16 protein-coding genes and 1 tRNA gene are annotated in these 18964 nt (G+C 64.1%); all 17 read right to left on the reverse strand.

The genetic code is table 11. The features are described from left to right. On the reverse strand, positions 1 to 138 hold a 138-nt coding region (locus tag HMPREF2674_RS09605; protein WP_210400129.1), incomplete at its 3' end, for a helix-turn-helix domain-containing protein. 165 nt (positions 139 to 303) lie between these two features. After that, entirely contained in the window at positions 304 to 1176 is an 873-nt protein-coding gene (locus HMPREF2674_RS06580; protein WP_070825195.1) for a polysaccharide deacetylase family protein, read from the reverse strand. A gap of 267 nt (positions 1177 to 1443) precedes the next feature. Further along, positions 1444 to 1716 (reverse strand): hypothetical protein, encoded by a 273-nt coding sequence (locus tag HMPREF2674_RS06585; protein ID WP_049347438.1) that lies wholly within the window; start codon positions 1714 to 1716, stop codon positions 1444 to 1446. 47 nt (positions 1717 to 1763) lie between these two features. Further along, on the reverse strand, positions 1764 to 3155 hold the full coding sequence (locus HMPREF2674_RS06590) for a glutaminase (RefSeq protein ID WP_246826191.1): 1392 nt from the start codon (positions 3153 to 3155) through the stop codon (positions 1764 to 1766). 204 nt (positions 3156 to 3359) lie between these two features. Further along, on the reverse strand, positions 3360 to 4322 hold the full coding sequence (locus tag HMPREF2674_RS06595; protein WP_084824444.1) for a cation diffusion facilitator family transporter: 963 nt from the start codon (positions 4320 to 4322) through the stop codon (positions 3360 to 3362). A 189-nt stretch (positions 4323 to 4511) separates the two neighbouring features. Then, positions 4512 to 4584, reverse strand: a tRNA-Ala gene (locus HMPREF2674_RS06600). 280 nt (positions 4585 to 4864) lie between these two features. Then, positions 4865 to 5302, reverse strand: coding sequence for a ribosome silencing factor (gene rsfS / locus HMPREF2674_RS06605; RefSeq protein ID WP_070825197.1), 438 nt, complete (start codon positions 5300 to 5302; stop codon positions 4865 to 4867). A 60-nt stretch (positions 5303 to 5362) separates the two neighbouring features. Then, positions 5363 to 6445 (reverse strand): sulfite reductase subunit alpha, encoded by a 1083-nt coding sequence (locus tag HMPREF2674_RS06610; RefSeq protein ID WP_070825199.1) that lies wholly within the window; start codon positions 6443 to 6445, stop codon positions 5363 to 5365. Beyond that, positions 6438 to 7187, reverse strand: a complete 750-nt coding sequence (gene nadD, locus HMPREF2674_RS06615) for a nicotinate-nucleotide adenylyltransferase (protein ID WP_049347435.1) — start codon at positions 7185 to 7187, stop codon at positions 6438 to 6440. The genes HMPREF2674_RS06610 and nadD overlap by 8 nt, the downstream gene beginning before the upstream one ends. Positions 7188 to 7434: 247 nt before the next feature. Beyond that, a complete protein-coding gene (obgE, locus tag HMPREF2674_RS06620; protein ID WP_049347433.1) occupies positions 7435 to 9042 on the reverse strand; it encodes a GTPase ObgE in 1608 nt (535 codons plus the stop codon). 193 nt (positions 9043 to 9235) lie between these two features. Further along, complete coding sequence (gene rpmA / locus HMPREF2674_RS06625) at positions 9236 to 9493, reverse strand: 50S ribosomal protein L27 (RefSeq protein ID WP_049332527.1); 258 nt, start codon at positions 9491 to 9493, stop codon at positions 9236 to 9238. Between the two features lie 41 nt (positions 9494 to 9534). Beyond that, entirely contained in the window at positions 9535 to 9846 is a 312-nt protein-coding gene (gene rplU / locus HMPREF2674_RS06630) for a 50S ribosomal protein L21 (RefSeq protein WP_005505764.1), read from the reverse strand. A gap of 553 nt (positions 9847 to 10399) precedes the next feature. After that, entirely contained in the window at positions 10400 to 14113 is a 3714-nt protein-coding gene (locus tag HMPREF2674_RS06635) for an Rne/Rng family ribonuclease (RefSeq protein ID WP_070825200.1), read from the reverse strand. A 604-nt stretch (positions 14114 to 14717) separates the two neighbouring features. After that, positions 14718 to 14957: a hypothetical protein gene (locus tag HMPREF2674_RS06640; protein WP_049332532.1), complete on the reverse strand. Its 240-nt coding sequence runs from the start codon at positions 14955 to 14957 to the stop codon at positions 14718 to 14720. 215 nt (positions 14958 to 15172) lie between these two features. After that, on the reverse strand, positions 15173 to 15841 hold the full coding sequence (locus HMPREF2674_RS06645; protein ID WP_070825202.1) for a vitamin K epoxide reductase family protein: 669 nt from the start codon (positions 15839 to 15841) through the stop codon (positions 15173 to 15175). A 345-nt stretch (positions 15842 to 16186) separates the two neighbouring features. Further along, positions 16187 to 16864 carry a TenA family protein gene (locus HMPREF2674_RS06650; protein WP_070825204.1) on the reverse strand — a complete coding sequence of 226 codons (678 nt, stop codon included), beginning with the start codon at positions 16862 to 16864 and terminating at the stop codon, positions 16187 to 16189. A gap of 425 nt (positions 16865 to 17289) precedes the next feature. Continuing rightward, on the reverse strand, positions 17290 to 18960 hold the full coding sequence (locus HMPREF2674_RS06655) for a bifunctional folylpolyglutamate synthase/dihydrofolate synthase (RefSeq protein WP_070825206.1): 1671 nt from the start codon (positions 18958 to 18960) through the stop codon (positions 17290 to 17292). Between the last annotated feature and the right edge of the window lie 4 nt (positions 18961 to 18964).

Consider the following 18964-nt stretch of genomic DNA (forward strand, 5'->3'; position numbering starts at 1 on the left):
TTTCTGCCACTCTCTCACAGTCGCGGCAGATATACCAAGCCTTTTGGCGGTTACACGATAGCCACGTCCCTTCTCAAACATCTGTGCTGCCTGTTTCCGAAGCAAACGATCATGTCTCAATCCCAGATGCTCGGACATGAAAAGCCTCCCGTTTCCTGGACTTCATTTTCGATGTCCAAGAAACGGGAGGCAGTTCATTTCTAGTACGAGGGGGCTTCGCCGTGCCCGGAAGGCCCACGTCAGTTGGCGTGAACTCAACCGGGACTGGGGCAAGTAAGCTTAGCCGGTCGGCGCTACGGCAACCTAACCGTAGTAGTCGCGAATCGTAACAGTCGTGAGCCCCATACGGTCCATCAGGCCCCTAATCTCATCCATCACCGAAATCACCCCGGGGTAATTCAGGTGACCAATAATGATGCGCTGCGCATCCACGTACTCCTTCGCAAAACGAAGCACCTCCTGCGAGGGAATATTCGAAGAATCAGCCAAGGAGCCATACCACAGCACCGGGCGCGTGAAACCGCACGAGGCTGCAGCCGCCAGCACGCGCGCATCATAATACCCGTACGGGGGGCGGAAATACGGCTTCGACGACACCCCAAAAAGCCGCTGAATCTCCTCATCATTGCGCGTCAGCTCCCGAACGATCTGCTCATCGCTGAGTTTGGTCAGCGCGGCGTGACTATACGTGTGGTTCGCAATCTGCAGCTGACCGCTCTTCACTAGCGGAAGCAACAGGTCACGATGCTGCTCAAAAGAGGGGTACTGACCGTTGATAAAGAAGGTGAGGCGCGTGCCGGTGCGGCGAGCAAACTCGGCGTACGCGCGCACCACATCAGGGTTGGCGCCGTCATCAACCGTCCAGGCGACGTACTTGCTCTCACCAACAAGTCCCGTCTGCGGCCCATCCCAGGGGCGAGGCGTCGGCACAGGGTTACCGGGAGCCTGCGTGCTACCAGAACTCGGCGCGGCGGAAGGAGTAGCGCTCGCGGAACCACTCGGCGCGACAGAAGCAGAAGCATTGGGGCTACCGGAAGCGGTAGGGCTATCCGTCGCGCCTGCGTTGATGCCGGTCGTCGAAGAGCAGGAGGTGAGAGCAAGACCCAGAGAGCCCAAGCCCAGAGCGCCCAAGCTGAGGAGTACGCCGCGGCGGGAGGCCACGGAATGATAAATCATGGTGTTTCTATGATCCCGATGCGCCTCGAACGACATCAGGTTTTGAGCGGTGTTCATACTCTCAGTGTAAAATAGCAACCCTTCCGAGCATCTAACAAGTCAAAAGATTACGTCAAAACACTTCAGTGAAGAAACCACCCATATCTCATACATCAACTTTTTCCTGAAGCCCCCACTCCACCACAAAGCCCCCTATACGCCTCAGCGCAAGGGGGCTTCACAACACAACTCAGGTGACCGCGGCACAGCACACAGGCCATGCGACAGCTAGCGGGGCTGGTAGGTGCGGCCGCGCTCCGCACGCGCGCGGCGCGCCTCGGCATCCCGAAGAACCGGCACCATAAGACGCACCAGCTGCTTAATCCCACGCATCACCAGCTCAATCCACAGCGCCGCAGACAGCACACCCGCCGCGCGCGGGTGACGGCGACGCACCCACCTCAGCGACAGCAGCGAAAACACGAAATACGCCGGGTACAGGAGAGCCTCGCGAAAACGGTGAGCCTGCCGAACAACGGGATTCTGAGAAAGCTTCTTCATACCACCAGTATATCCAGCCGCACGGCACGGCCACGCCGAAGCACCGACTAGGCCCCGGACTCGCCCTCCAGCTCACCCGAAGGCTTAACCGACGCACCCTCCACGGGCGCAGAAGCCGCGGCGCTACCCGACAGCTCAACCACGGAGTCCTCCCCCACCAGCTGCGAGGGAGAGGAACCCTCGGGGCCCGACAGGATCGTCACGTTCATGCGGCGCAGCGCATCCGTATCGGTAATCGTGTCATCGTTATCAATCAGGTACACCCGGTAGCCGTCTGCGGTCAGGCGACGCATCAGCTCCAGGAGCATATTCTGCGCCACCTCATCCACCGCGTACACGCGCGTCACGTCCAGGGCGACCTTCGAACCCTCCATCGGGGCATCCACAATCTCGCGGATCACGCGCTCCACACCCGCGAAGCGAATACGGCCCTGCAGCTGAATCAGGCGCATGGCCTCGGGTCCGGAACCAATCTGGTAGTCCGCGCGCAAGGCCGAGCGCGCCACCGTCGGCACGTTCATCACATGCATGCCCATGTCTTCGGAGAACTTCTCGAAGAGCTCCACGCCGCGCACGCTATTGCCGTGCTTATCCAGGCGCGGAGAGAACGTCGCCACACCCAGCTGACCCGGAACCGCACCGATGATGCCGCCGCCCACGCCGCTCTTCGCCGGAACACCCACCTGGGTCGCCCAGTCGCCCGCCGCGTTATACATACCGCACGTAAACATGACGCTCAGCACCTGACGCACCACGCCCTTCGGCACAACCTGCTCCCCCGTCACCGGATGCACACCATAGTTCGCGAGGGTCGCGGCCATCAGCGCCAGGTCTTTGACAGTGACCATGAGCGAGCACTGGCGCGTGTACCCCTGCACCGACACCTCCGGGTCGCCCGTCAGGATGCCGTGGCCGCGCAGCATGTGCGCAATCGCGTAGTTGCGGTGCGCGTGCTCCAGCTCCGACTCGTACACGCGCTCATTCACCGACAGGCGGCGGCCCGCAAACGCAGACAGACCAGAAATGACGCGTTCCATGCGCTCGCCCTGAGTCGCACCGGGAGGGCCCACCAGCGAATGGGTGGTAATCGCGCCGGCGTTAATCATCGGGTTCAGCGGCTTACCGGAACCGTCCTCCAGGGACATCTCGTTGAAAGGCTCACCGGAAGGCTCCACTCCCACCTTCGCGAGCACATCATCATAGCCGCGGTCCGCGAGCGCGAGGGCGTACACGAACGGCTTAGAAATCGACTGAATCGTGAACTCCACATCGGAGTCACCGGCGGCGTACTGCTCACCATCAACCATCACGATGGACGCGGCCAACTTATCCGGGTCCACGGCGGCCAGCTCGGGAATGTAGTTCGCCAGCTCCCCGGAGGTATCGGAGACGACCGTCGTCAGGGACTCAGTGAGGTACGTGGCGATGGGTGAATGCATGGTCTCCTCCGTGATGCTGATTCGGTGTTCGGGGTACGTTCCCGGATGCGCCGGAGAACCCGAGCATACCCCATCTACGAGTGTATCTTTTGCCGCCAAAAGCTACCAACTACTGCCGAGAATGACGACGGAGTGGACAGCGTGGGCTAACGCGCGGCGCCCGCGCGCACGACCGGGTTCTGGGTGCCGGGGACGTAAAGCCGGCTAGGGGTGGCGGACCGACTGCGGCTCCTGGCCACCCAGCTCGGCGGTCTCCAGCTGGAAGGTCGAGTGCTCCACCGACACCTCAAAATGGCTCGCCACGCACGAACGGATACGGTCCAGAATCGCCACCGCAGACCCGTCGCGGAAGCAAGAATCCGCAACCACCACGTGCGCGGTCACGACCGGCAGGCCCGTCGCCACCATCGAGGCGTGCACATCGTGCACCTCCACCACACCATCAACACTCAAGATATGCTCACGCATCGCATCCAGGTCCAGGCCGTCCGGGGTGAACTCCATGAGCACCGCCGTGGTCTGCCTCATCAGGCGCACCGCGCGCGGCACAATCAGTGCCGCAATGAACAGACCCGCAAGGGCATCCGCCCGGTAGAAGCCGGTCAGCCAAATCACCACCGCCGCCACGATCACGCCCAGCGAACCCAGGGCGTCGTTGAGCACCTCCAGGAACGCGGCACGCATATTGAAGTTCGCGTTTCGGCCAGAGGCCAGCACCGCAATGCCGATAACGTTCGCCACCAGGCCGACCACGCCGAAGACCAGCAGCTCGGCGCCGGGCACCTCCGGCGGGGCAAACAGGCGATGCACGCCCTCCACCGCCGCGTAGATACCCACGGCCAGTAGCAGCACCGACTGGCCCAGGGCCGCCAGTACCTCAATGCGTCGGAAACCCCACGTGTGGCGCGAGGTTGCCGGACGCGTCATGAGCGAAGCCGCGGTGAGCGCCACCAGCAGGCCGGAGGCATCCGTAATAGCGTGCGCCGTATCGGTCAGCAGGGCGAGACTCCCGGTGACCAGAGAGCCAACCGCCTGCGCCAGCACGATGACGAGCGCCAGGGTAAAAGCCACCAGCAGGCGCGGACGCATCGAGGCGGCCTCCTCCGGGCTGTGCATATGAGAGTGGTCGTGGTGACCGCCGTGGTGAGAGTGTGCGTGCTCTCCCATTAACCTTCTCCTTGGGGGTTGTGGCCGACGCAGAATCGCCGGGGCGAGAAGACCGGCACGGGCCGGCGGGCGACGCAACCGAGTGAGGGTTCGTCGACTCCAGGGTGAAACCGCGATACAGAGTCTAGAGATAGCAAAATCGCCCGACTCTTACGAACCGGACGATTAGCACCTCAAACGAGGTTTCCGTGGAGATAAGGGGACTCGAACCCCTGACCCCCTGCATGCCATGCAGGTGCGCTACCAGCTGCGCCATATCCCCATATTCTGTTACGTTCCTCAACGAGGCAACATGAATATATTACACACACCTCAGAGGGCTACGCAAATCGAGGACGGCTCAAATTCAAAAAATTTTCCAAAAACTTTAGGGGCTCCAAGCTACCCCGCCCGAGGCCCGCAAAGCACCGCGAATACGGCGAAGAGGCGGGCACGCGCGTCCCGCATGTGCATCACATGCAGGGCGCCGAACCCGCCCCTCACGCAAACGCTACAGAACGCGCACCGCGAAAACGTTGCGCGCCGAGCGACAGCCCGAAGGCCTAAGCCTCGTCCTGCGCCGGGATGATGCGCGTGGCCTCTTCCTCGGACTCAGCCTCGATATCGAAGGGAGCCTCGTTCTCAACACCCAGCTCGATGCGCGGGGCCTGAGCCCACAGGCGATCCAGGGCGTAGAACTCGCGGTCCTCCTCGTGCTGAACGTGAACCACGATATCGCCGAAGTCTAGCAGAATCCAACGACCCGAGGAGCGACCCTCGCGGCGCACCGGCTTCAGGCCGGCCTGCTCGCGCAGGGCATCCTCCACCTCGTCAGCCACGGCGTTCACCAGGCGCTCGTTGTGAGCGGAAACCACCAGGAAACCGTCAATCAGGCCCATGGCGTCGGAGGCATCCACAGCGAACAGGCTCGTTCCCTGCTTTTCCTCCGCCGCGCGGGCGGCAATGCGCAGAGCCTCAACCGAGGACTGTGCAGCAGTCATATCTTCCTTTCTTGCCGGTCATTCCCACCGGCAGCACCCCGCGGGGTGCGTTCTCACGGCCTACTTCGGGCCAAAAATCATAATCAAGCCGACAACAACCAGGGCCAGCAACAGAACCATCCACAGCCAGGCCAGGGAGGTCTTCTGGGCCGGCTTCAGCACCTCGTGCTCCGACTGGTTCTCGGTAACCTTCTCGGCGAAGGACTTATCGGAGTCCTTCTTCTGAGCGCCGCTGTTCTGAGATCCACTGTCCACGCGCTCCACCGATGCCACCGGTGCGCTCTTCGACTCGGCAGACTCCTCTGCGGCGAGCTCGGCCATCGCCACGGAATCCTCGGGATCCTGGCGGTCCACCATGCGCTGCAGCAGTTCCTCCACCTCGTCCGGGCTCAGGGCCACGGTCGGGTCGCCGTCCACCGAATCCACGGTGTCGCCAGAAACCGAGCCGTCCAGAACGCTCAGGTCCAGGCCCTGAGCGTTCACGGCGCTCACGCGGGTGGGCAGGTTGGAGGATGCGTCCTCCTTCTGCGCCTCGGGAGCTTCGGGAGCTTCGGGCTTCTGGGCGTCCTTGGGCTCGGGGGATTCCTCGTCCTCAGCCGGCGCGGAGGCGTAGCCGACGACGCTCTCGTCAACCTTCGGCTCATCGCGCACGAGGTACTCGTGCATCTTCGGCTCGGGCTCCTCCTCCTTGACCACGGTAATCACCGGAATGGAAGAGGTCAGCGGGCTATCCACCGCCGAGGGGCTGGTGGCATCCACACGGTTCTTCGCGATCTCGTCGGGACGCAGAACGCGCAGGCTACTGGTCAGAGGGGCCGGCTCGTGCAGCTTCTCCTCGTCGTTCGCCTCGGTCTCAATCTTGCCCTGGGCCGCCAGCGCCGCGAAACGACGCTGAACCGCCAGAACCTGCGGATCAATCGCGCCGGTGTTCACCACGGAACCCATATTCTCAACGGGCTTCGGGTTCTCCCCGCGGCGGTGTGCGCGCAGGTACTCGGCGACTTCCTCACGGTAGCGGGCGAGACGGCGCGGACCCATCACCTTAGTCGGCGGCGGCACCTCAATGCCGTCTTCGGTCACGTACGTCTCGTAGAGGTACGCTTCGTCCTCGCTATAGGGCTTCGAACCCGCAGCTTCACTCATGTGTTCCCTCATTATTCGTCGATTCGGGTGACTGCTCCGCCTCATCCTTAACTCGAGGCAGGCCGTCACGGTAGGCCGTCAAAGCGTCCTTCTTATACAGCCCGTACTTCGCAATGTACTGCACCACGCCATCGGGTACCAGGTACCAGATGGGGGCACCCTCAGCCGCGCGGCGGCGAATATCGGTCGAAGAAATCGCCATCGCGGGGATCTTCAGCGTCGTAATATGACGCCCCTCCGCAAGGGGAGGATCCAGCGTGTGATCGGGGCGGGTCACGCCCACGAACGTCGCGAGGTCCCACAGCTTATGGGCATTGCGCCAGGTCATAATCTGGCTGATCGCGTCTGCCCCGGTAATGAAGAACAGGTCAGCATCGGGGCGCAGGCTGCGCAGCTCGTTAAGCGTATCAAAGGTGTACGTGGCGCCGCCACGGTCAATATCAATACGGCTCACCGTAAAACGCGGGTTCGACGCGGTCGCGATCACCGTCATCAGGTAGCGGTGCTCGGCATCGCTCACGTGCCGCTCCCCCACCTTCTGCCAGGGCTGACCGGTCGGAACGAACACGACCTCGTCCAGGTCGAACACCGCGGCGACCTCGCTGGCCGCCACCAGGTGCCCGTGATGAATCGGGTCAAACGTTCCACCCATCACGCCCAAACGCACCCGTCCAGGGATACGAGGGGGAATCGACTCGGAGCTCGGGGCACCGAAATCAAGCTGAATAGGCTGATCACTCACAGAAGCCGTCCTTGCTGGGGACCGAGACCGCACCGGAAAACAACGCGCCCACCGGTGAGGATACGGGCAAATACACGGATGCACGCGCGCCACTCGGCGGGCCCACGCGGGACGCCGGATGCACGTGCGTACACCCATCTATGCTACCGTCTCGGCGCTAAAAACAACGAAATGACGGGGGTGAGCTAAGCCGCGGGTGGAATACCCGCGACCCGGCTCGCCCCCGTCGCCACGATGTGGACTCTACCTAGTCCTCGGTGCCGGGCATGTCGATATTCTCGTCGACCTTGCCCTCCTTGAGCTTCTTGCGGTACTCCACGGACTCGGTCCAGACACCGGCCACGCGCTCGGATTCCAGCTCGGCACGAGCCGCAGCCTTCGCATCCATGCGCTCCTTGTACTCCACGCGCTTCTGGGCGCGGGTCGGGCGGATAATCTCCTCCAGGCGGGCGTCGGTACCGCGCGGGGAGGAGAGTAGCTCGGCGCCACCGATCATGGTCGGCTCCCAGTCGAAAATCACCGAGTTGTCGCTCTCACCAATCACCACGGCGTCGCCGGCACGGGCGCCAGCCTTGAACAGCTCGTCCTCAACGCCCAGGCGGGCCAGGCGGTCCGCCAGGTAGCCGACCGCTTCATCGTTGTTGAAGTCGGTCTGCTGAATCCAGCGCTCGGGTTTCTCGCCAATCACGCGGAACAGCGGCTCCAGGTTGCGTTCCTCGCGACGAATAGTGAACTCTTGCTTCTTCTTGTTGCGGAAGCCCTTCGGACGAATCACGGGGGTTTCGACGGTGACGCGCTCGGCCTCCTTCTCGGCGGCGGCACGGGCGGCGCGGTCCTCCTCAACGAGCTTCGCCATCGCGAAGATGAGGGGCTTCAGACCCTCGTGCGAGGCGGTCGAAATCTCGAAGACCTTGAAGCCCATCTCCTCGAACTCGGGGCGCACGAACTCGGCCAGCTCGCGGGCCTCGGGCACGTCAATCTTGTTCAGCACCACAATCTGCGGACGCTCGTGCAGCGGCACGGTCACGCCCGCGGTCGGATCGACCTCGTAGTTCTGCAGCTCGCCGCGAATCACCTCGAAGTCGCTGATCGGGTCGCGGCCGGGTTCCAGGGTCGCGCAGTCAATCACGTGCACGAGCGCCGAGGAGCGCTCCACGTGACGCAGGAAGCGGTGGCCCAGGCCACGGCCCTCCGAGGCACCCTCAATCAGGCCCGGCACGTCGGCCACGGTGTAGCGCACATCGCCGGCCTGCACCACGCCCAGGTTCGGAATCAGGGTCGTGAACGGGTAATCCGCAATCTTCGGGCGTGCCGCGGAGATAGCGGCAATCAGCGAGGACTTACCCGCCGAGGGGTAACCCACCAGGGCCACATCCGCAATGGACTTGAGCTCCAGAACAATGTCGGCCTCTTCACCGGGAGTGCCCAGCAGAGCAAAACCGGGGGCCTTACGCTTCGTCGAGGCCAACGCGGCGTTACCCAGGCCGCCCATACCGCCGCGCGCGGCGATGTACTCGTCGCCAACGTGCAACAGGTCAGCCAGGACATTGCCCTCGCGGTCCTTCACCACGGTGCCCTGCGGCACGGTCAGAATCAGGTCCTCGCCATTAAAGCCGTGGTGCATATCGCCGCGGCCGATATCACCGTTCGGGGCGTGCTGGTGCGGGCTGTGGTGGTACTCCAGCAGGGTCGTGGTCTGGTTGTCGACGCGCAGAATCACCGCGCCACCATTACCACCGTTACCACCGTTCGGGCCGCCCAGCGGCTTAAACTTTTCGCGTCGCACGGAGACGCAGCCGTTGCCTCCGCGACCGCCGGAAACATGCAAGACCACGCGGTCCACGAATTCCGCCACGGGTTCTCCTATCTTGGAAAGTCTTCTCTTCGCCGACGCCTCAACGCCCGGTGGGCGGATGCATCGGCAGGCGCAGCCGGGTTGGGGCGCGCCTCCTCGCGAGGACCGCACAGCGTGCGGGCTGCTCGCGGAATGGGAGTTATAGCGAGAGGGGGTAGACTCGCGCCTACCCCCTCTGCCCTAGCGGTGAGTATTACTCAGCTGCAGCCAGGATGTTAACGACCTTGCGGCCCTTGCGGGTACCGAACTCGACGGTGCCTGCTGCCAGAGCGAACAGGGTGTCGTCGCCACCGCGGCCTACGTTCAGGCCGGGGTGGAAGTGGGTGCCGCGCTGACGAACGATGATCTCGCCTGCGTTGACGGACTGGCCGCCGTAGCGCTTAACACCGAGGTACTGGGGGTTCGAGTCACGACCGTTACGGGTGGAGCTTGCGCCCTTCTTGTGTGCCATTCTGTATTCCTACCTTAGGGTTGAATTCCGGTTCGCTTCGATTACGCGTTGATAGCGGTAATCTTGACGGTGGTCAGCTCAGCGCGGAAGCCCTGACGCTTCTTGTAACCGGTCTTGTTCTTGTACTTCTGAATAACGATCTTCGGACCGCGCAGGTCCTCGACCTTCTCAGCAACAACCTTGGCGGAAGCCAGGGACTTTGCGTCAGCGGTGACCTTGTCACCGTCGACGAGCAGCAGCACGGGCAGCTCGATGGTGCTGCCGGGCTCGCCTGCAACACGGTCAAGGGTAACGAGGTCGCCGACGGAAACCTTCTCCTGGCGGCCGCCAGCGCGTACAATCGCGTATGCCACTATGGGACTCACTTTTCTCGACAACTTGCTTCTTGAATCTCACTCGAATGAGCAGCCTGCGCTTTCATTGCTGTGCGCCCTCCCCCGCCGATCGAATAACCGCGAGAAGTAGGAACGGCCCGTGCGTTCCGACGGGATTGCCCGCCGGAGCCAACACGCGAGGCTCACCGGTGGTGTCTCTCTCCCGCACGTTCCAACCTCGGCCGAGTACTCGACCGAGCCGAAGACGATGCGGGTGGGAGCGGTGTCTCCCGCTGGCCCTGCGTCGATAGGGCTTCACTGAGATAAACACCAGTCCTTAAGAATACGGCATGAGGGACGGGCCGCGCAATAGAGTCACCTCACCGAAATGTGCGGATGCGGCGTGATGCTCCTCAACCCCGCCTCCCGGCGCACTCCCCCGGCACGTTCTCGGTAGGCTCCCCTCACGCGCTCCCCGGCGGGCGAACGGCGGGCGCGAAATAACAAAGCTGAAACGACGAAGGCCCCGGCGGCATGGATTTCTCCACCCGTCGGGGCCTTCGTCAGCTGCGGCTACGCGTGAGCCGCGGGGCTAGTCGTCCTTGCCCAGGCGCTTAATGTCGGCGGCGGCAACACCGATGCCGAGCATCGTCGGAGCCGAAGCCTCCTCGATGGCCGGGGCCACATCCGCCACGGATGCGGAAGCCACCACGGAACCGTGAGCGCTCTCGGCGGTATCGACGGTCACGACCTTCGAACCCACGCCGGCGCTCGAAGCAGCGCGGCGGGTGCGGCGCTTGCGCGGGGCCGGAGCGGACGACACAACCGTTGCGGGCTGGGCCGGCTTCTGCTCTGCCTTCTCCTGCTGCGGCGCGGCGGGCTCAGCCGAGGGGGCGCCAATCACGCCGGTCACAACCGGGCGGGTGCCCTGCTCGCGCTGACCGTTCTGCTCGGCCGACTCGGCGGCGCGGCGTGCGCGGCGACGCGATGCGCGGGGAGTCTCGCGGACGTCCTCGATGCGCAGGTCCTCACGCTCAGCGCGCTTCGACTCAGCCTTCTTCGACTCGGAACGCTCGGCGCGCTCCGCACGCTCGGAACGACGCTTGGAGGAACGCTCCTCGCGATCCGGGCGGGAAGATTCACCCTCGGGGCGAGCGATGCGGCCGGCCTTCTGCGAGGCACGGGCCTTCGCCTCACCCGCGCGAATCGCCTCAAAACGATCCGAGGAGCGGCTGAATCGCGGATCCAGCTCGGGATCAACGTGGTGATCCAGCACGCCGGCATCCGAACCCTCCACCGCTGCAATTGCGGTATCGTCCAGCTCACGACGCTTCTCGGAGCGGTTCTTACGGGAGCGGCCCGAGCGGGACTTCTTCTCCTCGCGCTGAGGTTGTTCCTCGTCCTTCTCCTTGGCGGCCGCTTCCTCTTCCACGCGGTCGAAGGCGCTGGCCAGCTGCTCCAGGGAGAAGCCGCCCTGCTCGCCAACCCACTGGCCGTCGGTCACATCGGCGACCTTCTGCTCGCGTTCGGCGACCTCGGCGTGGGCCTGCTCGCTCGCCTCGGCGATACCCTGAATCTCCTGCTCCAGCGAGAGCTCAGCGGTCTCGGCGCGACGCGAACGCTTGCGGCGCTTACGCTTCTTGCGGGTCGAGGTGGTCTCCTCCGAACCGCTCTCGTTCTGGACGGAAGCGGCGGCCACGGCAGCCATCGCGTTACGGCGCTCGGCCTTCTTCGACTCCAGGGCGTCCTGCTTCTGCTGGTCGCGTGAATCCTCGCGGGAGGCCGAACGGGCACGCTTGCGCTCGTTACGGTCGTGGCGGTGAATGAAGTCGGAGGCGCCACCGCTGCGGCCGCTCAGCGGCTGATCGTGAACGATCAGACCGCGGCCGGCGCAGTGCTCGCAGGGCTCCGAGAAGACCTCGAGCAGGCCGGTACCCAGGCGCTTGCGGGTCATCTGGACCAGACCCAGCGAGGTCACCTCGGTCACCTGGTGCTTGGTGCGGTCACGGCCCAGGCACTCAATCAGTCGACGCAACACCAGGTCGCGGTTCGACTCGAGCACCATGTCGATGAAGTCAATCACGATGATGCCGCCGATATCGCGCAGACGCAGCTGACGCACGATCTCCTCGGCCGCCTCCAGGTTGTTCTTGGTGACGGTCTCTTCGAGGTTGCCGCCGCTACCGGTGAACTTACCGGTGTTCACGTCCACCACGGTCATGGCCTCGGTGCGGTCAATCACGAGCGAGCCGCCCGAGGGCAGGTAGACCTTGCGATCCAGCGCCTTAGCCAGCTGCTCGTTGATGCGGTAGTGGTCGAAGAGGTCGTCCTCACCGTCCCACTTCTGCAGGCGCGAAATCAGGTCGGGTGCCACGTAGGTCACGTAGGCTTCGATGGAGTCCCAGGCGTCCTGACCCTGAACAATCATCGCGGTGAAGTCCTCGTTGAAGACGTCACGCACGGTCTTAATCATCAGGTCGGGCTCCTGGTAGAGCATCTCGGGGGCCAGCACCTTGCGGGAGTTGGCCTTCTCCTGAATCTCTTCCCACTGCGCGCGCAGGCGGTTAATGTCGTGGGTCAGCTCCTCTTCGGAGGCGCCCTCGGCCGCGGTGCGCACAATCACGCCGGCACCCTCGGGCAGCTTGTCCTTCAGAATCTTCTTCAGGCGCGCACGCTCGGTGTCGGGCAGCTTGCGGGAAATACCGGTCATGGAACCGCCCGGCACGTACACCAGGAAGCGGCCCGGCAGGGAGACCTGGCTGGTCAGGCGGGCACCCTTGTGACCAATCGGGTCCTTGGTGACCTGCACCAGCACCGAATCGCCCGGCTTCAGGGCATTCTCAATCTTGCGGGGCACGCCGTCCAGGCCGGTGACGTCCCAGTTGACCTCGCCCGCGTAGAGCACGGCGTTACGGCCTCGTCCAATGTCGACGAAGGCGGCCTCCATGGAGGGCAGTACGTTTTGCACCTTGCCCAGGTACACGTTGCCAATCAGGGAGTCCTGCTGGGTCTTCGACACGAAGTGCTCGGCCAGCACGCCGTCCTCGAGCACGCCAATCTGGATGCGGCCATCCTTCTGGCGAACCAGCATCTGACGGTCCACGGACTCGCGGCGAGCCAGGAACTCGGCCTCGGTCACGATGTGGCGGCGGCGGCCCAGGGAACGGGACTCGCGGCGACGCACGCGCTTGGCCTCCAGGCGGGTGGAGCCGCGCACACCGGTCACGGTGTTGGATGCGTGGGAATCGGCCAGGCGCGGTGCACGCACCTTGGTGACGGTCTCAACGTCATCCTCAGCACCGCCCTCAATCTCGATGTCCTCGGTACCGCGGCGGCGGCGACGGCGACGGTGGCTGGTGACCTCTGCCTCCGCGGCGGCCTCCTCGCGGCGGCGCTCCATGCGGTCCTTGCGCTTCTGCTCTTCGGCGGCGGCGCGGCGGGCCTCACGCTCGAGCTTGGCGGCCACGGCGAGCTCGCTCAGCTCCTCGGGCTCGGGGGCCACGAACAGCGGCATCGCGCCCATGGGGGTGCGCGAGCGCAGCTCCTGCAGCTTTTCGCGCTGCAGGTCGCTCAGGGTCTTAACGGGTTCGGCGGGCTCCTCGGGTGCCTTCTCCTCGGCGGCTTCTTCGACGGCGGCAACCTCGGCCTCGAGCACCTCGGCCACGCCATCGGTTGCGGAGGGCTCCGCGTCTGCGGAGCCGGCCTCGGCGTTCTCAGCCTGCTTCTCGGCAGCCTCCTCTGCCTCGGCCTCAACCTCGGCTTCCGCGGCGGCTTCGCCCTCAACAAATTCGGCTTCGGCGGTCTCTTCTGCAGCTTCTTCGGCCTTTTCCGCCGTGGTCACCTTCTCGACCTTGGCGGTCTTCTCGACGGTCTCGACCTTGGCCACCTTCTCAACCTTGGCGACCTCTTCAACCTTCGCCACGCGCTCCTGGGCGGCGGGAGCCTCCGCCGCCTCAGCCTCGGCGGGCTGCTCTTCAGCTGCCGCGAACAGGCTGTTCAGGGTCGAAGCAACCTCGGCCTCGGACACCGCGGGAGCGGCGGCCTTCGGCGCGGGGGCGTGCTTAGCCTTGGCGTTACGCAGATTGGTCAGGCCCGTGGCGATGGCTTCGTCCAGGGGAAGCTCGGGAGCCTTCTCCTTCTTCGGACGGCCCGGGCGGCGACGCTCGGCGGGAGCGGCCTGAGATTCGGAGCTCTGGCGAACATTCTTACGCAGAGTTTCGCGGGTTTCTGCGGAGGCGTTCTTCTCCTCCGCGAGGGCGTTCAGCGCCTCAAAAACCCCAAGTTCGACGTTCTTCTCGTCAGACATTAATCTTCTTTCGTCATACCCCGCTCCGCATCGCGAGGATTTTTGACAGCGCGCATACAGCGCAAAGCCTAGTTGCCGTCACCGTGGCTCAAGCCTCTCCCTGCGAGCGCGCATACGTGGGGCGCGGCCCGGGCGCTATCTCTTTCAGCGCCGTCATTCGTGGGGGCGAGCGGGCGGAACGCAACGCGCACCGCAACGGTCACAGCCACCCCGCAATCGAGCACGGCCACGCCCTCCCTGGGCGTCCTGCCGGTCTTCGGGATTCTTCGCCGATGCGGTCCGGTCCGCGCGGTGCGACAGTCATGCTCCGCGGCTTACGGCCGGTGCTTACGGGTACTCTCCCTCGATGCGGTGGTGGGGATCTTCTGCGCGTGCGGGGCGCACAAGACACCGCCTTTCATTATACCCGTACGCGGCCCCCTCGAGGCTACCCGGGATGCAGGCGTAAGAGACGGGCGGAAAACCCGGCGAGACGCAAGAAAGCCGGACGGCGCGCGTGCACCATCCGGCTTCATTCAAAAATTTTGGAGACACCCGCGCGAAGCGGGGTGCGCATAGGGCGGAACTCCCCCGGTAACCCTGCGGGAATCACCAAAGAGAGAGGCTAGTCCAGGCCCAGCTCGGCGTCGCGAGCCTCGCGTGCCTGCTGCGCCAGCTTCGGGTCGGTCGGAAGATACTCCGGGCCCGAACCGGTCGCAAAGGGAACCCCCAGGATAAAGACGAAGGGCGAGAGGACCAGCAGGATAACCCACAGCAGCGAAAAGTGACCGGCGGTCAGCAGCAGAAGGGCAATCAGGAAAATTACGGCGGCGCCACCCATCGTGGCCATTCCGGCAGTCTTCACGGTTCTCCTCAGTGGGCAAAGGAACGTACCCGTCCATTATACGCACGAGGAACCGCACGTGCGGGGCCCCTCCCCTCGCAGAGGCTGAGGCGGGCGCGCATCCGCTCCGCCCTATTCGGTGCCGCGGGCGCGGTAACAGGATGCAGAAACGAGGTACAGAAAAGCCCCGGCAGCCGGGCTACCGGGGCGTTCGTTTCGGTTCCGAAACCGAAAGGTTACTGCATCATGCCCATGATGACGTCGAAGAAACGAATCACGATGATGCCAAAAATCAGAATCAGCCACAGGCCGATCGCAAACCACGACCAGGCGCGGGCGCTTTCGCGAACCGACGGCGAGGCGGGAATGACGCCAGCCGAGATGTTGCGCACCGTGGTCTTCACGAAGAGGGTGATGGTCATGACCCACACGATCATGCAGAATAGGCAGAGAGCGTTAATGTGGAAGGTCGTCTCAAACCACAGCCACATGATGAAGGCCGCCGCGGCACCCAGGCCGATGTTCAGGCAAATCCAGAACCACCGCTTGAACTGTGCCCCGGCCAGAATCGCCGCGCCAATCGTCACCACGATGGAGAAGCCGACCAAGCCGATAAAGGGGTTCGGGAAGCCGAAGGCCTCGGCCTGCGGGGTGCGCATGACCGTGCCGCAGCTCAGCAGGCCGTTGATGTCGCAGACCGTGGTGTGGCCGGCGTCAACGTAAATCTGCAGGCGCTCGTACACCAGGATTGCGGCGGAGATCAGGGCGATGAGGCCGGCACAAATTAGCCAGCACCCCAGTCGGCGATCCATGGAGGTCGTCGTTCCCTCCGCGCCCTCCAGCCGACCGGTGTGTTCGTTCTCGGCCTGGGGCGGTTCGGTGGTACTCGATGCGGCGGTACTCATGCGACTCCTTTAGATAGTGTGTTTCACCTCGTGCAGTAGCGGGTACATACCGGCGCGGCACAGCCAGCACCCCGGAAGCGGTACCCCATTTATCCTAGCCTCTCACACTGCCAAATGGCATACCATTAGCCTGTATGTTCCGTTTATGATGTGCTATTTATGCAGATAGACGCGTTTTCAGGGCGCCTTCGGGATGCTTTCGGAGTGCTTTCAGAGCATGTTCGGGATGATTTTCAGGCGTCTTGAGCACGCGAAAACCCCCGGGAGGCGCCCGCAATTTAGCGATGGGCGGAACCTTCCGGGGGTCTCAACGGGACATTTCTAGGGCTTTATCCGGGGCATTACTTAGGGCAGCGGGTGACGGTACGACTCGTCAAAGAATAGCTGCTCCAACTTCACCGCGCGGCTAAAGAACTCTCGGGCGGCCTGCGCATCCGCCGGGCCCACGCGGTCCAGCTCGCGGCGCAGGAAATCAACCAGCTCACGGAACTCCGGGTAGTCGTGCAGGCTAATCCACTCGTTGTGCACAAACGAATCCGGGCGCTTCGCCGGAGCCTTCGACGCCCAATCCAGGTACAGGCCCTCGCAAACCACCAGCACCGACAGAATCGCCGCGTAGCTGCCGCTTGCCGCCGCATCCAGGAAGAGGCGCTTGAAGCCGGTGGTCGCCTCCGTATCGGGCATGGATTCACGCTGACGCTCGGTCACGCCCAGAGTCTCAAAGCAGCGCAGGAAATAGGTGTTCTCATCACCGGCAATTTCACCGGCGAACTGTGCCAGACGCAGGCGGCCCGCAAGAGTGTCAGCGTTGGTGATGGCGCCGCCAATCAGGGCGAGGAACGTGTCCAGGAAGCGGTAGTCCTGCACCAGGTAGCCCGCCATAACCTGCGGGGCAATCGAGCCGTCAAAAAGCTCAGCAACAAAGCGGTGATTCGTGGCAGAAAGCCATGTGTCAAGGTTCTCCTGACGCAGCGTCTCCGTGAACGAATCGGTGCCAATCAAATCGGTGAAGGGTGCGGGCATGATAAGTGCCTTTCGCTATGTGGCATACCGTCGCTGGTATGCGTATGTGTGCGGGTGTGTTGGTGCGGCCTCGAACGTTGGGGCCGGCGCCTCAGTGAATATAGCACCGTGCCGCGGGGGCGTGCCCGGTTTTACACCCCGACGCCCGCATATTTTCGTTCTTTTCGTTTTTTGGGTGGGTGATGGCAGGCGATGTCGGCTAATCACGGACGCTTGGGATTGTGTGAGAGCCCCTGGGAACACGTGAGGGAGCGTGGGTTCGAGTGAGAAACCAAGGGGCCGCACGCGAGAAGGTACGAAAAAGCAGAGGCACAAAAAGGTTGGGTACGAAAAAGCGGGGCCCCGCTCCCCCAGCCGGTAATACTAGCCCAGTAAAACCAGTCAGAGAGCGGCACCCCGCCTCTTATCAACAACCTCAGTAGGTATTACTCCGAGTCGCCCTCAGACTCCTCGTCGCCAAAGAAATCCTCGGTGTACGAATCGCCCAGCGGCAGGCCCAGCGAGTCCTCAAGCGAAGAACCCTGCCCGGGCTCGCCGCCCAGCTCGGCCATGATGTCATTCAGCAGCTCGTCCGGCTCGGCTTCAGAAGCCGCCGCAGCCGCAGCCGCCAGGGTCGCCGCGGAGGCGGCACCGGCAGAACCGGCGTACAGGCCCGCCTCGGCGGGCAGCTCGTCCGGCAGCTCCTCAGCCTCGGCACCGGGGGTCTTCGCCTCCGCATGCTTAGCCAGCAGGGTGCGCGCCTCGCCGATCACAGTAATCGAGCCGGTAATCAGCACGCCCGCCGACTCCTGCTCGAAGAGGGCGTTCTCCATGGCGGTGGCAATCGCCTCGTCCAGGTGCTCAAACACCTCGATCGAGTCCTCGTCAATACCCGCGTCCAGGGCGAGCTCGTGCAGGCGCTCCGGGGCAATCGCGCGCGGCGAATCCGAGGCCGACAGGTACAGGCGGAACGTGCCGTCCGAGGCGTCCACGTACTCCTCGCGCATGGTCTCGAACATGCCCAGGGCGTCTTTCTCCCCCAGAATGCCGACCACGGCGTGCAGGTGCGAAAGCTTAAACGCCTCGGTCAGCGCGGCCGCGGAGGCGCGCACGCCGTGCGGGTTGTGGCCAGCGTCCAGGATGGTCAGCGGCTCGGTACGCACCACCTCCAGACGGCCCGGCGAGCGCACCGACTCGAAGGCAGCGCGCACGACGTCCTCGGGCAGCTGACGCTGGCCGCCGAAGAACGCCTCCACGGCGGCGAGAGCCACCACGGCGTTCTGCGCCTGGTGCGCGCCGTGCAGCGACAGCGGCACATCCGGGTACTCCCCCGCCAGGCCGCGCAGGGTCAGCAGCTGACCGCCGACCGCGAGCTCGCGGGAGACCACGCCGAACTCCACGCCCTCGAAGGCGAAGGACGCCTCCTTCTCGCGGGCGGAGGCGAGCAGCACGTCGGCGGCCTCGGGCTCCTGGACGGCCGAGACGAGGAAGCCACCGGGCTTGATGATGCCGGACTTCTCGGTTGCAATCTCGGCGAGGGTTTCACCGAGCATGTCGGTGTGGTCCAGACCGATCGGGGTAACCACGGAGACCACGCCGTCGGCAACGTTCGTGGAGTCCCAGGTTCCGCCGATGCCGACCTCGAGCACCACCACATCCACCGGCTCATCCGCGAAAATCGCGAAGGCAATCACGGTAATGGACTCGAAGAAGGTCAGGGCGGGCTCGCCGCGGGAGGTCATCTCGGCGTCCACGATCTGCAGGTAGGGGGCGATTTCGTCCCAGATGCGCACGAAGGTGGCGTCCGGCACGGGCGCACCGTTAATGCAGATACGTTCGGTGACGCTCTCGAGGTGCGGGCTGGTGAAGCGGCCCACGCGCAGGTCGTGGCCGAGCAGCAGCGCCTCAATCATGCGGGCGGTGCTGGTCTTGCCGTTCGTGCCGGTGATGTGGATGACCGGTGCGGCGCGGTGCACGTCGCCGAGGATTTCGACGGCGCGCGCCACGGCGTCCAGGCGCGGCGCCATCTTGTTTTCGGGTGCTCGCGCCAGCAGTTCACCGTAGACCCGCTCCACGCCCTCGGGGTCGGGAATTGCGGGGTAATTCTTCTCGCTCATTGTT

Origin of the sequence: Rothia sp. HMSC062F03 (assembly GCF_001836905.1) — a bacterium.
In the GTDB taxonomy this organism is placed as follows: domain Bacteria; phylum Actinomycetota; class Actinomycetes; order Actinomycetales; family Micrococcaceae; genus Rothia; species Rothia mucilaginosa_A.